The sequence below is a fragment of the Kitasatospora sp. NPDC056184 genome (assembly GCF_042268405.1).
Classification (GTDB): Bacteria; Actinomycetota; Actinomycetes; order Streptomycetales; family Streptomycetaceae; genus Kitasatospora.
The window spans coordinates 1-14,073 of the sequence record NZ_JBHJUI010000023.1 but is presented as its reverse complement, the minus strand read 5'-3'; the positions used below and the strand labels follow the sequence as shown (position 1 = coordinate 14,073).

The following is a 14,073-nucleotide window of genomic DNA, read 5'->3' as shown; positions in this document are numbered from 1 at the left end:
GGTTGATGGGCAGTCGACAAGTCGACCCGGGCCTCAGGCTTTACGAACAGTACTCCATTCGTGGCATCCAAAGGGGCGGCTCGCCGCTCAAGTCTCCCGCGATTCACGGGAATCTCAAGAGCATGCGACCCCAATGGCCGAGGACCGACCGATGAACGGTGATCATCTTCACATATATCTCCCGCGCAGAACCGCATTTTCGACCCTTGTGTCCTTCTTTGGGCAAGATGGAGTGACTTGTTCGAAGGACAGTCGTACTGACGCGAGGGACGTTGATGCCGCAGGTGAAGCCCGACCAGGACGGAGCGGAGGAAGGTCGCAGGCGAATTGATCTGAGTGTGACTCAGGTCGCCGCCAGCGCGCTGGCCACCGTGGTGGGGGCGGTGCTCGCGTCCGAACTCGGCGTGTACGGCACCATTTTCGGCGCGGCGGTGGTGAGCATCGGCGCGACCACCGGCGGCGCGGTGTTCCAGCACCTCTTCAAGCGCACCGGCGAACAGCTGCGCGGGGCCGTGGACCGGACGGCCGGGCCGGGGCAGCTGGCGAACGGGCTGCGGCAGGCGCCGGAGCCGGCCCCCGCGGCGGATCCGCAGGCCCTGGCGCAGTGGAGCGCCCCGCAGGTGGTCCGGGCGCGCCGCCGGTGGACCTGGAAGTCCTTCGCGGCGGTGTCGGCGCTGGTGTTCACCCTCGCGATGGTGCCGATCCTCGCCTTCGAGCTGGCGACCGGGCAGCCGGTGTCGGCGACGGTCAAGGGCGAGTCGGGCACCGGTACCTCGATCGGCGGCCGGGTCGACCGGAAACCGACCGTCCCCCCGGGTGACGCGCCGTCCTCCGGGCCCGCCTCGGTGCCCTCGCCGTCGGCCGGCCGGGACGGCGGCGCCTCCGGACGGCCGAGCCCCGGCACCCGCCCGGGCACGGAGGGCGGCGAGCCCTCGGCCTCCCCGTCGGCGGGTTCGGGTGCGGGCCCGGGCACCGCGCCCTCCACGACGCCCTCCGCGCCCCCCACCGGCGAGCCGTCCGCGCCGCCGTCCGGCAAGCCCTCCGCGCCGGCCGGCGACGGGGCCGCCTCCGCGAAGCCCTCCGGTGCCGCGACCCCGAAGCCCCCGGCCCCGACCACCGCCGCCGAGCCGCCCGCGGCCCCGGCCGGCGGGGCACCGGACCAGAGTCAGGGTCAGGGTCAGGGCTAGGGTCCGTCTTCAAACCCCCGCCTGCCGTGCGACGCCTGGGCACGCACCTCGCCGCGTTGTTGTCGGTCGCCGATGGCCCCCAGCCTTCGGCCGGGAGGTGCCCCCACCGCATGGACTCCCTCCTCCGCCTTGCGATGCACGCACCCAGACGCCGCACGGCCCGCCCTCCGGGCGGACAACGGGGGTTTGAAGACGGACCCTAGGCGCCCAGGACCCGGCGCAGGTAGTCGTTGCCGAAGCGCCGGTCCGGGTCCAGCTCGTCGCGCAGCGCGGTGAAGTCCGCGAATCGCGGGTGGACCCCGGCGAGGTACTCGGCGTCCCGGGTGTGCAGCTTGCCCCAGTGCGGGCGGCCCCCGTGCTCGGTCATCAGCCGCTCGACCGCCGTGAAGTACCCCTGCTCGGCGGTGCCCCGGTAGAGGTGGACGGCGATGTAGGCGGTGTCCCGGCCGTGCGCGGTGGAGAGCCAGACCTCGTCGGCCGGCGCGAACCGCACCTCGACCGGGAAGCTGATCCGCCAGTCGGACCGCTCGACCATCGCCCGCAGCTCGCGCAGCACCTCGCCGGCCGCCGCGCGCGGCACCGCGTACTCCATCTCGATGAAGCGCACCTTGCGGGGGCTGGTGAACACCTTGTACGCGGTGTCGGTGTAGCTGCGGTCCGACCAGGCGCGACTGGCCAGCGAGGCGATGGTCGGCACCGAGCCGGGGAAGCGGCGGCCGACCCGGCAGGCGCCCTCCCAGACCGTGTTGGAGAGGAAGTCGTCCTCCAGCCACTCCTTGAAGCGGGGCAGCGGCGCGGCCGGGCCCTGGCTGCGGTTGTTCCGCTTGGTGGAGCAGCGGTCGGTGTGCGGGAACCAGTAGAACTCGAAGTGCTCGTTGACGGCGGTGAGGTCGTCCAGCCGGTCCAGCACCTCGTCGAAGCCCATCGGCTGCTCGTGCGCGGTGAGCAGGAAGACGGGCTCGACGGCGAGGGTGAGCGCGGTGATCACCCCGAGCGCGCCGAGGCCGAGCCGGGCGGCCTCGAAGAGCCGCGGGTCCTCGGTGGGGGAGCAGCGCCGGACGCTGCCGTCGGCGAGCACGATCTCCAGGCCGCGGATCTGGGCGGCGAGCGAGCCGGAGTCCCGGCCGGTGCCGTGGGTGCCGGTGCTGGTGGCGCCGGCCACCGTCTGCACCTCGATGTCGCCCATGTTGGTGAGCGAGAGGCCCGCGGCGGCGAGCAGCCGGTTGAGCCGGTGCAGCGGCATCCCGGCCTCGACGGTGACGGTGCCGTTCTCCCGGTCGATCTCCCGCAGGGCGGTCAGCGCGTGCGGCCGGACGAGCACGCCGTCCCCGGCGGAGGCGATCGCGGTGAAGGAATGGCCGGAACCGATCGCCTTGACGGTCCGGCCCTGGTCGGCGGCCCGCAGGATCTCCTTGGCCAGCTCCTCCGCGGTGCCGGGCGTGACCACCCGGGCGGGCACGGTGCTCTGGTTGCCCGCCCAGTTGGTCCAGCGGGTGCGGGTCGCGGTACTGGCCTGGGGCATTGCGGCGCCTCCTGCTCCGTGGCCGAACGGCGTCGGCTCACCTCGGTCCCTACCCGCGGGTAGGCCACGGGTAGGGAGGAGGGTAAGTCAGGTCACCGGTCGAGGTCCACGGTTTCGGCCGAGGGCAGGGCGGTCCCCTCGCCGGCCAGGCCGGCCCGGAGCCGGCCGAGCCCGGCGAGCGCGGCCAGCACGCCGAAGACCCCGGCGGCCACCGGCACCCAGTAGCCGGCCGCGGCGCCGGCCGCGTCGATCACCCAGCCGCCGGCCGAGGAGCCGACCGCGACACCGAGGGCGAGGCCGGTGGTCGTCCAGGTCATGCCCTCGGTCAGCTGGGCGGCCGGGACCAGCCGCTCGACCAGGGCCATCGCGGTGATCAGGGTGGGGGAGATGGCGATGCCCGCGATCAGCAGCGCGCCGCCGACCGCCGCCAGGCCGCCGACGCCGTTCACCGACTCGGCGACCAGCAGCAGCGGGACCATGCTGACCGCCATGAACACCACGCCGCCGAGGAAGCGGACCGCCATCGACCCCTTCAGCTTGAGCGTGCCGAAGACCACGCCGGCCACGCAGGAGCCGAGCGCCCAGAGCGCCAGGATCAGGCCGGAGGCCGCGTCGTGGTGCTGGGCCTTGGCGTAGGCGACGGTGACCACCTCGACCGAGCCGAAGATCGCGCCGGTGGCCACGAAGGTCAGGATGAGCACCTGGAGCCCCCGGTTGAGGATCACCGGGCTGCCGACGTGCCGGGCGGCCGGGTGGACCGGCGGCTCGGTGGAGCGCTGGGCGGCGAACAGGGCGACGCCCACCGCCAGGAAGACGCCGGCGAGCAGCACGCCGGCCTCGGGGAAGACCGCGGTGGCCAGCGTCACCGAGAGGATCGGGCCGACGATGAAGCAGACCTCGTCGACCACCGCCTCGAAGGAGTAGGCGGTGTGCAGCTTCGGTCCCTCGTCCCGGTACAGGTGTGCCCAGCGGGCGCGCACCATCGCGCCGGTGCTCGGCATGACGCCCATCCCGGCCGCGAACAGGAAGAGCGTCCAGTCCGGGGCCTCGAAGCGGGCGCACAGCAGCAGGCCGACGGCGGCCGCCACGGTGAGCGCGGTGGCCGGCAGGACGATCCGGCGCTGCCCGTGCCGGTCGACCAGCCGGGAGACCTGGGGGCCCAGGACCGCCGCGGACACCGCCATCGTCGCCGACACCAGACCGGCGACGCCGAAGGAGCCGCGCAGTTGGGAGAGCATCGTGACGATGCCGATCCCCGTCATGGAGATCGGCAGCCGGGATATGAACCCGGTGGACGAGAAGGCCAGGGTGCCGGGGGCGGCGAAGATCTGGCGGTAGCTGGACAGCACGGGGGCTCCGCAGGGGGGTAAGGAACGTTGCTGGCAGAGACAGCTTACGAACCTTGGCAAACGGTATTTTTCCGGGCACCGGGTGCGGCCCCGGACCCGACCCCCCTGTCCACAGTGGCAGGATCGGTGCCATGTCCGACGCGCGCAATACCACCCGCACCGGCGCCGCTCCGTACGACGCCCTGCTGCTGCTCTCCTTCGGCGGGCCCGAGGCCCCGGAGGACGTCGTCCCGTTCCTGGAGAACGTCACCCGCGGCCGGGGCATCCCGAAGGAACGGCTCCGGGAGGTCGGCAAGCACTACTTCCTGTTCGGCGGCGTCAGCCCGATCAACGGGCAGAACCGGGCGCTGCTGGCCGCGCTGCGCGAGGACTTCGCCGGGCACGGCCTCGACCTGCCGGTGTACTGGGGCAACCGGAACTGGGCGCCCTACCTGGTCGACACCCTGCGCGAGATCGCCGCCGACGGGCACCGCCGGATCGCCGTGCTGGCCACCAGCGCCTACGCCGGCTACTCGGGCTGCCGCCAGTACCGGGAGAACCTCGCCGACGCGCTGGCCGCGCTGGCCGCCGAGGGCCTGCCGGAGCTGCGGGTCGACAAGCTGCGCCACTTCCACAACCACCCCGGCTTCGTCGAGCCGGTGATCGACGCGACGGAGGCCGCCCTGGAGCGGCTGCCCGAGGAGGTCCGGGCCGGCGCCCGGCTGGCGTTCACCACCCACTCGATCCCGGACACCATGGCCGAGACCTCCGGCGCCCCCGACGACCCGGCCCGGGGCCGCCCCGGCGGCGCCTACGTCGCCCAGCACCTGGACGTGGCCCGGCTGGTCGCCGCCGCCGTCGCCGAGCGCACCGGGGTCGCCGACCGCCCCTGGGAGCTGGTCTACCAGAGCCGCAGCGGCGCCCCGCACACCCCCTGGCTGGAGCCCGACATCTGCGACCACCTGGAGGCCCAGCACGCCGACGGCGCCCCGGCCGTGGTGATGGTCCCGATCGGCTTCGTCTCCGACCACATGGAGGTCAAGTACGACCTCGACACCGAGGCGGTGGCCAAGGCCACCGAGCTCGGCCTGCCGGTCGCCCGGGCCGCGACCGTCGGCGCCGACCCCCGGTTCACCGCCGCCGTGCGCGAACTCGTCCTGGAGCGGGCCGCCGCCGAGCGCGGCGAGCCGGTGACCCGCTGCGCCCTGGGCGCGCTCGGCCCCGGCCACGACGTCTGCGCGGTGGCCTGCTGCCCCAACCCGCGCGCCCCCCGCCCGGCCGCCGCCGAGCGCTGACCCGTTTCCGCCCCCGGAGGAGAACCCGTGTCCAGCACCGCCGTGCCCGATCCCGCCCTGCTCGACGAGCTGCTCGACGTCGCCCTGGACGCCGCCCGCCGGGCCGGCACCCTGCTGCTGGAGGGCCGGCCCGCCGACCTCGGGGTCGCCGGCACCAAGAGCAGCCCGGTCGACGTGGTGACCGAGATGGACCTGGCCTCCGAGAAGCTCGTCCTGGAGCTGATCACCGCCCGCCGGCCCGAGGACGGCTACCTGGGCGAGGAAGGCGCCGAGCGGCCCGGCGGCAGCGGGGTGCGGTGGGTCGTCGACCCGCTCGACGGCACGGTCAACTACCTGTACGGGCTGCCCGCCTGGGCGGTCAGCGTGGCCGCCGAGCTGGACGGGCGCGCGGTGGTCGGCGTCGTGTACGCCCCGGCGCGCGGCGAGCTGTTCCACGCCGTGCTCGGCCGCGGCGCCCGGCGGGACGGCCGCCCGCTCTCCACCCGCCCGGCCCCGCCGTGGGGCCAGGCGCTGATCGGCACCGGCTTCGCCTACGTCCGCGAGGTGCGGGTCCGGCAGGCCGAGGTGGTGCTCGGGCTGATGCCCGAGGTGCGCGACATCCGCCGCGGCGGCGCCGCGGCGGTGGACCTCTGCGACGTCGCCGCCGGCCGGCTGGACGGCTACTACGAGCGCGGGCTGGCGCCCTGGGACCGGGCGGCCGGCTGCCTGATCGCGGCCGAGGCCGGCGCCCTGGTCGGCGGCCGCCCCGGGCGGTCCGCGGACGGCGAGCTGACCGTCGCCGCCGCCCCCGGCGTCTACGAGCCGCTCCAGGAGCGGCTGGCCGCCCTGAACGCCTGGGCGGACTGAACGCCTGGGCGGACTGAACGCCTGGGCGGACTGAACGCCCGGGCGGACTGAACGCCCGGGCGGACCGGACGATGCCGAAGGGCCCGCTCCCCGACCGTCGGTGCGGTCGGGAAGCGGACCCTTCCGGGTCGTCTCCGGGCGACGAAGAGCCCTGACATACGGGGGATGCCAGGGCCTGGGTTTCGCACGGCCCCCTCAGGGCCGCTGGTGCCGGATGTCCGGCGACGGGTCGGCGGGGATCAGGCGGCGGTGCGGTGGCGCTCCAGCACCGTGTCCACGCCGTGCTCGGCGGCGAGACGGCGCAGATCGTCCAGCTCGGACTGTTCCACCTCGGCGAGGAACTCGTCCCCGGCCTCGATCGCGCGGTGCAGGTCCTGCTCGGCATTGGCGATGCGCTGCAGGATTCCGGCGGTGAAGGCGTCCATACGGGCCCCCTTACTGTGTCGGACGTGCACGGTCGTGCGCCCCCCGCCCCGGGGTGTCGGTGGCCAGCGGAAGCGTCCGATCCGGGCGGTGAAGAGCTCCGGTCGGGCGCGGAGACGGCCCTCGGCCGCTCTCCCGGTGACGCCCAGCCCCAGGGCCGGCGCGGATGAACGCACGGCGGGTGGGTGCGATCGGCTCAGAAACCGGATCGCGGGTGTGCGGATGTCCTCCCCGCCCCCGGGGGCGGGAAACCTCCCGGCGGCAGAAAGTTGCCTGCGTCACAGTCCAACCGGACTGCTTCCGCCACGAACGGGGGCCGCCCGCGCCCGGCGCCGCCCCGCGGCAGCCGTGCCTCCGGAGCAGCTTATCGCTGCCTTACCGCAGGACCAGGCAGGATGGAGGCAGCGTCGGAGCCGTGCGTCCGCTTCCCGGGCCGGCCTGAAGAAGGGACAACCACCGTGCGGGTTCTCGTCGTCGAGGACGAGCAGCTGCTCGCCGAGGCAGTGGCCACCGGTCTGCGCCGCGAGGCGATGGCCGTGGACGTGGTCTACGACGGGGAGGCTGCGCTCCAGCGCATCGCGGTCAACGACTACGACGTGGTCGTGCTCGACCGCGACCTGCCGCTGGTCCACGGTGACGACGTCTGCCGCAGTGTGGTCGACCAGGGCCTGGCCACCCGGGTGATCATGCTGACCGCCTCCGGCGACATCAGCGACCGGGTCGAGGGCCTGGAGATCGGAGCGGACGACTACCTTCCGAAGCCGTTCGCCTTCAGCGAACTCGTCGCCCGGGTGCGCGCCCTGGGCCGCCGCGCGACCGTCCCGCTGCCCCCCGTCCTGGAGCGGGCCGGCATCTCGCTCGACCCCGGCCGCCGCGAGGTGATCCGCGACGGCCGCCCCGTCCAGCTCGCCCCCAAGGAGTTCGCCGTCCTGGAGGTGCTGATGCGGGCCGGCGGCGCCGTCGTCTCCGCCGAGCAGCTGCTGGAGAAGGCCTGGGACGAGCACACCGACCCGTTCACCAACGTCGTGCGCGTCACCGTGATGACGCTGCGCCGCAAGCTCGGCGACCCGCCGGTGATCGTCACCGTCCCGGGTTCCGGCTACCGGATCTGACCGGACGCCGCGGTTCCGAGCGGACCCCGCGGCTCCGACCGGAACCCGGCCCCCCATCCCGCGCCCGCCCCGGCGGACGCCCCGAGAGGACCATCATGACCACCCCGCCCCCGGCCGGCGGGCCCTCCGGCGCGCCCACCGGCGGGCGCGCCGTGCCCAACCGGCCCGTACCGCCCAAGCCGGCCCACCCGCCGCGCGCCCCCCGCCTGCACTCCTCGCACGACACCTACGTGCCCGGCGACGGCATGCTCGCCTGGCTGCCGTTCCGCCCCACCATCCGGATCCGGCTCACCCTGCTCTACGGCGGGATGTTCCTGATGGCCGGGGTGGTGCTGCTCCTGCTGATGTACGTCTTCGTCAAGCAGGCCCTGCGCGACGTCCAGCCGCCCCCGTTCGACTTCGGGCCGACCGGCGCCCGGGTCAACGGCGTCTGGATGAGCACCGACCAGTTCAACCAGTACCTGGCCAACAGCCACACCACGAAGTCCGACACCGCGCTCAACACGCTGCTGCGCAAGTCGCTCAGCATGCTGGTCTGCCTCGCCGTGATCGCCTTCGTGGCCGGCTACGCGATGGCCGGCCGGGTGCTGCGCCCGCTCGGCCGGATCACCCGCACCGCCCGCGAGGTGGCCTCCTCCGACCTGCACCGGCGGATCGAGCTCGACGGCCCGGACGACGAGCTCAAGGAGCTGGCCGACACCTTCGACGACATGCTGGAGCGCCTCGACCGCTCCTTCGACTCCCAGCGCCGGTTCGTCGCCAACGCCTCGCACGAGCTGCGCACCCCGCTGGCGATCAACCGGACCCTGCTGGAGGTCCAGCTCTCCGATCCGCAGGCCTCGCCCGACCTCCAGCAGCTCGGCAAGACCCTGCTGTCCACCAACGAGCGCAGCGAGCAGCTCGTCGAGGGCCTGCTGCTGCTCGCCCGCAGCGACAACGAGCTGACCGACCGCCGCCCGCTGGAGCTCTCCGAGGTGGCCACCCGGGCCCTGGAGCAGACCAGGGCGGAGGCGGCCAAGCGCGAGGTCGACCTGCGTGCCTCGCTGCACCCGGCGACGGTCTCCGGCAACGGCGTCCTGCTGGAGCGGATCGCGCTCAACCTGCTGCAGAACGCCGTCCGCTACAACGCCCCGGACGGCTGGGTGGAGATCACCACCGCCCCGGTGCCCGGCGGCGGCGAGCTGGTGGTCTCCAACACCGGCCCGGTGGTGCCCGGCTACGAGCTGGAGCACATCTTCGAGCCGTTCCGCCGGGTCAAGGGCGCGGACCGGACCCGCAGCGACAAGGGGGTCGGCCTCGGCCTCTCGATCGTCCGCTCGGTGGTCCGGGCCCACAACGGCACCATCGAGGCCACCCCCCGCGCCGGCGGCGGCCTCACCATGCGGGTGCGCATCCCGGGCGGGTGAGGCCCCGCGGACGCCGGTGCCCCGCCACCCCTTCGGGCGGACCCTCCCAGGGCCGCCACGGCCCCGTCACAGCCCTTCTCGGGGCCGTGGCGGGGCCGTTGCGCCGTCCGGGTGAGCAACGTCCGTGCGCCGACCGTTCCCAGCCGCCCCCGCCGAGCCCGTCAAGACGACATAAGGCCTGGCGGGGGCGGCTTGTCATTTCCGGCCCGGGCAACTTACGGTGTCGTAACCTACGCGACCGTAAGTGCCGTCCGAACGGACTCCGGCGTAACCCGTCCAACGCGCCCGTCCCGCGCGTGCCGTCCCCCAGGAGCCAGCCCCGTGACCATCGCCCCCGTGCAGCGCAGCACCTCGCTCGGTTCGAGCGCCTGGACCGACACGCGGCTGATCCTGGCCCTGGAGGAGGTCGTCGAGAAGGAGCTCGACCGGCACCTCGCCGTCGCCAAGGAGTGGATGCCGCACGAGTACGTCCCGTGGAGCCAGGGCCGCGACTTCGAGGGCGTGCTCGGCGGCGAGGCCTGGGAGCTCGGGCAGTCCAAGGTGACCCCGCTCGGCCGGGTCTCGCTCGTGGTCAACCTGCTCACCGAGGACAACCTCCCCAGCTACCACCACGAGATCGCGACCATGTTCGGCCGCGACGGCGCCTGGGGGGAGTGGGTGCACCGCTGGACGGCGGAGGAGGGGCGGCACGGCATAGCCATTCGCGACTACCTGCTCACCACCCGGGCCGTCGACCCGAACGAGCTGGAGCGGGCCCGGATGGCCCACATGTCGGACGGTTTCACCTCCGACAACGCGCACAGCATGCTGCACTCGGTCGCCTACGTGGCCTTCCAGGAGCTCGCCACCCGCATCGCGCACCGCAACACCGGCCACTTCGCCGGCTGCCCGCTGGCGGACCAGCTCCTCGCGAAGATCGCCAACGACGAGAACCTGCACATGGTCTTCTACCGGAACCTGCTGAAGGCCGCCCTGGAGATCGCCCCGGACGAGGCCATGAGCGCCGTCGCCGAGGTGGTCACCAACTTCCGGATGCCCGGCCACGGCATCCCCGGCTTCGAGCGCGCCGCCGCCCAGATCGCCCTCGGCGGCGTCTACAACCTGCGGATCCACCACGACGACGTGCTGCAGCCGGTGCTGCGCCACCTCAAGATCATGGACCTCCAGGGACTCGGCCCGGAGGGGGAGCGGGCCCAGCAGGAGCTCGGTGTCTTCCTCGACGGGCTGGACGCCCAGGCGACCAAGTTCGACGAGCGCCAGGCGGCGCTGCTGGCCCGCCGCGCGGCCCGGCAGAAGGCGTAGCGGCTTGGGCGGATTTTCGACGGTTTGCCCGGGGCGGCGACGAACGTGACCAAGCTCACATCGTGTCGCTCCACGGGACCGGATGGTGCCGGAGCGTGATCGTTCGGTTTCCTCCTCCGATCGCCGTCCGTGAGTGGGACGGCGATCGGAGGATGATCGGAGGATTGGCTCCCGGCCCTGGTGGGCAAGGGAATTGGCGGGCGGATCGAGGACCTTCGCTCACGGAGCGTGTCCAGCATTCGGTCGTTCGCACGCCGCGGCGATGGCCCTGCGTGAGGCCCCGAACGCCCGAGTGGATCACCCCAACGGACCCCTGGCTGAGTGTCGATTGAGTAACGGGGCTTGAAGTAAGGCAAAATCTCCGCCTCGGGTCGGGCACAAGACCGACCCCCCATGCGTTACGTGCGCTGGAGATACCGCACACACCGCACAACCCGGAGGGGGAGAGCGAAAAATGGCTACCGACTACGACACCCCACGCAAGACCGATGATGAGCTCAACGAGGACAGCATCGAGGAGCTCAAGGCCCGCAGGAACGACAAGGGCGGCAGCTCGGTCGACGTCGACGAGTTCGAGGCCGCCGAGGGCATGGAGCTCCCCGGCGCAGACCTCTCGAACGAGGAGCTCTCCGTCCGGGTGCTGCCGCGGCAGGCCGACGAGTTCACCTGCATGAGCTGCTTCCTGGTCCACCACCGCAGCCAGCTGTACAGCGAGAAGAACGGCAACCCGATCTGCCGGGACTGCGGCGCCTGAGGACCAGGGCGGTCATGACTCGGGCCTCGCGGTGTCCGCGAGACCGGTGCGACGCCCCTTCCGGCCCCGGGCAGCGGGGCCGGACGGCAGCTCCGGCGTCCGTCGTGACGGACGCACCAGTCATACGGTCGGATGGAAAGCGCTTCCCGGAAGCGCGGAGGGACGGTACCGCCTCGGCGGTGCCGTCCCTCTCCGTTCGGTGGTCTCCTGCCCGGCCCGGGTCCGGCCCGGCCGGACCTCAGGTCCTTGCGCTGCGCCGGGCCTCGTCCAGGGCCTCCGCCAGCTTCATCGGCGAGCGGGTCGAGAGATAGAGGTACGGCGTCGGGTCCGCCGGGTCGCTCACCTCGACCCGCAGCGCGGTCGGCACGTAGCTGCGCAGCAGCATGAAGGCCCGCGGATCGGCCTTCGGCCCCCGCCAGGCGGCGGCGTCCGCGGGGCCGAGCGCCTGCGCGGCGCCCAGGGCGTCCACCGGGATCCGGGCCGGGCCGGCCACCAGCGAGCCCTGGACCACCCGGATCCGGGCCGAGCCGTAACTGCTGATCGCGGCGGCGCCGGCGGCGATGCCGACCACCAGTCCGACCAGCGCGCCCACCGCGCTGAGGCGCAGCAGGATCAGCGCGAGCGTGAGGCCGATCACGACCGGGAACAGCCACCAGGAGCGCGGCACGGTGAGGCGTTCGTCGTACATGCCCTCCATTGTGGGCGCCGTGACGCCGGCGACCGGACGCAACCCCCGTCCGGGGCGTGGCTACCGATCGGTAGGGTGGGGCGGCGTGACCGGTTCGACTGCCCCCACCGCGCCCACCGCCCCCACGACCCCGACCACGCCGCCGCCGGAGGCCGTCCTCCCGCCGCGCGCCCCCGAGGCCCCCGCCCCCGGCACCCGGCTCGGCTCCCACTACGAACACTGCTTCGGCTGCGGCCCGCAGCACCCCGGCGGCCTGCGGATCGACGCGGTGGCCGGCGAGGGCCTCGACGTCGCCGCCGAGTTCACCGTCCGCCCCGAGCACCAGGGCGGCCCCGGCCTGGCCCACGGCGGCCTGCTGACCACCGCCATGGACGAGACCCTGGGCACGCTCAACTGGCTGCTGCACGCCCCCGCCGTCACCGGCCGGCTGGAGACCGACTTCCTCTCCCCGGTGCCCGTCGGCTCCACCCTGCACCTGCGCGCCTGGGTCACCGGTGTGCACGGCCGGAAGATCTACAGCGCGGCCGAGGCGCGGATCGGCGGACCCGAGGGGCCGGTCGCGGTGCGCGCGCAGGCGCTCTTCGTCCAGGTGAAGCTGGAACACTTCACCAAGCACGGTCGACCCGAGGACATCGAGAAGGTCCTCGACGACCCCGACCTGATGAAGCGCGCCCGAGCCTTTGAGGTGAACCCTTGAGCACCACCCCCCGCGAGCCCGTCGACGTCCTGATCCGGCGGATCGACCCCGAGCTGCCGCTGCCCGCGTACGCGCAGCCCGGCGACGCGGGCGCCGACCTGCGCACCACCGTCGACGCCGAGCTGGCCCCCGGCGAGCGGGCCGTCCTGCCCACCGGGATCGCCATCGCGTTGCCCGACGGCTACGCCGCGTTCGTCCACCCCCGTTCGGGACTCGCAGCTCGTTGCGGTGTTGCTCTGGTGAACGCCCCAGGGACGGTCGATGCCGGGTACCGTGGAGAGATCAAGGTGATCGTCGTCAATCTGGACCCGCGCGAGGGCGTCAGCTTCCGCCGAGGGGACCGGATCGCCCAGCTGGTGATCCAGCAGGTCGAGAAGGCCCGTTTCCACGAGGTGGCGGAGCTGCCGGGGTCGGCACGCGCCGAGGGCGGGTTCGGGTCGACCGGCGGCCACGCCGCGGTCTAGGCTGCCCGCGGCCTCGCAGGAAGCCGAGCAGGTATTCGCATCGGTCTTGGACCGGGAAGGACAGTGACCGTGTTCCGTCGTCGCCAGAAGAGCGAGGACGCTGTCGAGCAGCTCGCCGACGACGCCATCAGCGCCGACGAGACGGCCGATGACGTCGAAGGTTCCGCCGAGAGCGAGAACGTGACCGAGCTGGACCCGACGGACCGGGTCGGCCTGCCGCCGGCCCCGCGTCCGGACGGCCCGTGGGACCACTCCGAGCTGGAGAACCCGGAAGAGGGTCGCGTGGACCTCGGGGGTCTGCTGGTCCCCGGTGTCGAGGGCATGGAACTCCGGGTGGAGGTGGCCGGCGACGCGATCGTGGCCGCCACCCTGGTCCTCGGCAACAGCGCCATCCAGCTGCAGGCCTTCGCGGCCCCCAAGTCCGAGGGCATCTGGGGCGAGGTCCGCGAGGAGATCGCCACCGGCATCACCTCGCAGGGCGGCATCGTCGAGGAGGAGGAGGGCCCGCTGGGCTGGCACCTCCGCGCCCAGGTCCCGGTGCAGCTGCCGGACGGCACGCAGGGCGTGCAGCTGGTGCGGTTCGTCGGCTGCGACGGCCCGCGCTGGTTCCTCCGCGGCGTGATCTCCGGCCAGGCCGCCGTCCAGCCCGAGGTGGGCGGGGTACTGGAGCAGGTCTTCCGGCAGACCGTCGTCGTCCGCGGTGAGAGCCCGATGGCGCCGCGCGACCCGATCGTGCTGAAGCTCCCCGAGGACGCGCAGATGGTCGCCGACGGCGGTGGCGCCGTCGCGGCCGCCGGCGAGGGCGACAGCCGCTTCGGCAGCGCCGCGCTGGACCCGTTCGCCCGCGGCCCGGAGATCACCGAGGTCCGCTGATCACCGAGGTCCGCTGAGGTCCGCCGAGCTCCGATCGCCCCCGCCCGCACCACCGGGCGGGGGCGATTTGCATGTGGCGGCCCCGTCCCCGTACAGTTCCGGAGTCGCCGCGAGAGAGCGGGGACAAGCGGAAAGCGAAGTCCGATGAATGAAACTCCGGAAAACGGAGCGGAAAA

The 14,073-nt window shown here is 73.4% G+C and carries 14 protein-coding genes; 10 read left to right on the top strand and 4 right to left on the bottom strand.

Going from position 1 to position 14,073, the window contains the following annotated elements; genetic code table 11:
• Window positions 1-338: 338 nt before the first annotated feature.
• Window positions 339-1,187 carry a hypothetical protein gene (locus ACFC0B_RS32430; protein WP_376094001.1) on the top strand — a complete coding sequence of 283 codons (849 nt, stop codon included), beginning with the start codon at window positions 339-341 and terminating at the stop codon, window positions 1,185-1,187.
• A gap of 199 nt (window positions 1,188-1,386) precedes the next feature.
• On the opposite strand, the gene ACFC0B_RS32425 is transcribed toward ACFC0B_RS32430, so the two are convergent.
• Together ACFC0B_RS32425 and ACFC0B_RS32420 are read right to left on the bottom strand one after the other, a co-directional pair.
• Complete coding sequence (locus ACFC0B_RS32425) at window positions 1,387-2,709, bottom strand: D-arabinono-1,4-lactone oxidase (RefSeq protein WP_376093998.1); 1,323 nt, start codon at window positions 2,707-2,709, stop codon at window positions 1,387-1,389.
• A 92-nt stretch (window positions 2,710-2,801) separates the two neighbouring features.
• Entirely contained in the window at window positions 2,802-4,058 is a 1,257-nt protein-coding gene (locus tag ACFC0B_RS32420) for an MFS transporter (protein ID WP_376093995.1), read from the bottom strand.
• A gap of 131 nt (window positions 4,059-4,189) precedes the next feature.
• Here ACFC0B_RS32420 and ACFC0B_RS32415 point away from each other — a divergent pair, with 131 nt between their 5' ends.
• Window positions 4,190-5,332, top strand: coding sequence for a ferrochelatase (locus tag ACFC0B_RS32415; RefSeq protein WP_376093992.1), 1,143 nt, complete (start codon window positions 4,190-4,192; stop codon window positions 5,330-5,332).
• 42 nt (window positions 5,333-5,374) lie between these two features.
• Window positions 5,375-6,178: an inositol monophosphatase family protein gene (locus ACFC0B_RS32410; protein ID WP_376094249.1), complete on the top strand. Its 804-nt coding sequence runs from the start codon at window positions 5,375-5,377 to the stop codon at window positions 6,176-6,178.
• A 239-nt stretch (window positions 6,179-6,417) separates the two neighbouring features.
• On the opposite strand, the gene ACFC0B_RS32405 is transcribed toward ACFC0B_RS32410, so the two are convergent.
• Window positions 6,418-6,603: a hypothetical protein gene (locus tag ACFC0B_RS32405; protein ID WP_030301315.1), complete on the bottom strand. Its 186-nt coding sequence runs from the start codon at window positions 6,601-6,603 to the stop codon at window positions 6,418-6,420.
• A gap of 456 nt (window positions 6,604-7,059) precedes the next feature.
• On the opposite strand from ACFC0B_RS32405, the gene ACFC0B_RS32400 reads away from it, so the two are divergent.
• From ACFC0B_RS32400 to ACFC0B_RS32385, 4 genes are all read left to right on the top strand, one after another.
• Entirely contained in the window at window positions 7,060-7,713 is a 654-nt protein-coding gene (locus ACFC0B_RS32400) for a response regulator transcription factor (protein WP_148642660.1), read from the top strand.
• Between the two features lie 95 nt (window positions 7,714-7,808).
• The gene (locus ACFC0B_RS32395) at window positions 7,809-9,119 is read left to right on the top strand and encodes a sensor histidine kinase (RefSeq protein ID WP_376093988.1); all 1,311 of its coding nucleotides are present in this window, start codon (window positions 7,809-7,811) and stop codon (window positions 9,117-9,119) included.
• 321 nt (window positions 9,120-9,440) lie between these two features.
• Complete coding sequence (locus ACFC0B_RS32390) at window positions 9,441-10,421, top strand: acyl-ACP desaturase (RefSeq protein ID WP_376093985.1); 981 nt, start codon at window positions 9,441-9,443, stop codon at window positions 10,419-10,421.
• 454 nt (window positions 10,422-10,875) lie between these two features.
• Window positions 10,876-11,175 (top strand): DUF4193 domain-containing protein, encoded by a 300-nt coding sequence (locus tag ACFC0B_RS32385; RefSeq protein ID WP_327681335.1) that lies wholly within the window; start codon window positions 10,876-10,878, stop codon window positions 11,173-11,175.
• A 238-nt stretch (window positions 11,176-11,413) separates the two neighbouring features.
• Here the strand turns inward: ACFC0B_RS32385 and ACFC0B_RS32380 are convergent, their stop codons facing one another.
• Window positions 11,414-11,863, bottom strand: a complete 450-nt coding sequence (locus ACFC0B_RS32380) for a DUF3093 domain-containing protein (protein ID WP_376093982.1) — start codon at window positions 11,861-11,863, stop codon at window positions 11,414-11,416.
• Window positions 11,864-11,948: 85 nt separating this feature from the next.
• Between ACFC0B_RS32380 and ACFC0B_RS32375 the strand changes: the two genes are divergently transcribed.
• The 3 genes from ACFC0B_RS32375 (at window position 11,949) to ACFC0B_RS32365 (ending at window position 13,897) form a co-directional block, all read left to right on the top strand.
• Complete coding sequence (locus ACFC0B_RS32375; RefSeq protein WP_376093979.1) at window positions 11,949-12,560, top strand: PaaI family thioesterase; 612 nt, start codon at window positions 11,949-11,951, stop codon at window positions 12,558-12,560.
• Window positions 12,557-13,024, top strand: a complete 468-nt coding sequence (dut, locus tag ACFC0B_RS32370) for a dUTP diphosphatase (RefSeq protein ID WP_376093976.1) — start codon at window positions 12,557-12,559, stop codon at window positions 13,022-13,024. The genes ACFC0B_RS32375 and dut overlap by 4 nt, the downstream gene beginning before the upstream one ends.
• A 69-nt stretch (window positions 13,025-13,093) precedes the next feature.
• Entirely contained in the window at window positions 13,094-13,897 is an 804-nt protein-coding gene (locus tag ACFC0B_RS32365; protein WP_376093973.1) for a DUF3710 domain-containing protein, read from the top strand.
• The last annotated feature ends 176 nt before the right edge of the window (window positions 13,898-14,073 follow it).

Excerpts from the sequence above, each read along its gene's own strand:
- ACFC0B_RS32425 (WP_376093998.1), bottom strand. The coding sequence starts at position 2,709 with ATGCCCCAGGCCAGTACCGCGACCCGCACCCGCTGGACCAACTGGGCG.
- ACFC0B_RS32415 (WP_376093992.1), top strand. The coding sequence starts at position 4,190 with ATGTCCGACGCGCGCAATACCACCCGCACCGGCGCCGCTCCGTACGAC.
- ACFC0B_RS32405 (WP_030301315.1), bottom strand. The coding sequence starts at position 6,603 with ATGGACGCCTTCACCGCCGGAATCCTGCAGCGCATCGCCAATGCCGAG.
- ACFC0B_RS32395 (WP_376093988.1), top strand. The coding sequence starts at position 7,809 with ATGACCACCCCGCCCCCGGCCGGCGGGCCCTCCGGCGCGCCCACCGGC.
- ACFC0B_RS32385 (WP_327681335.1), top strand. The coding sequence starts at position 10,876 with ATGGCTACCGACTACGACACCCCACGCAAGACCGATGATGAGCTCAAC.
- ACFC0B_RS32380 (WP_376093982.1), bottom strand. The coding sequence starts at position 11,863 with ATGTACGACGAACGCCTCACCGTGCCGCGCTCCTGGTGGCTGTTCCCG.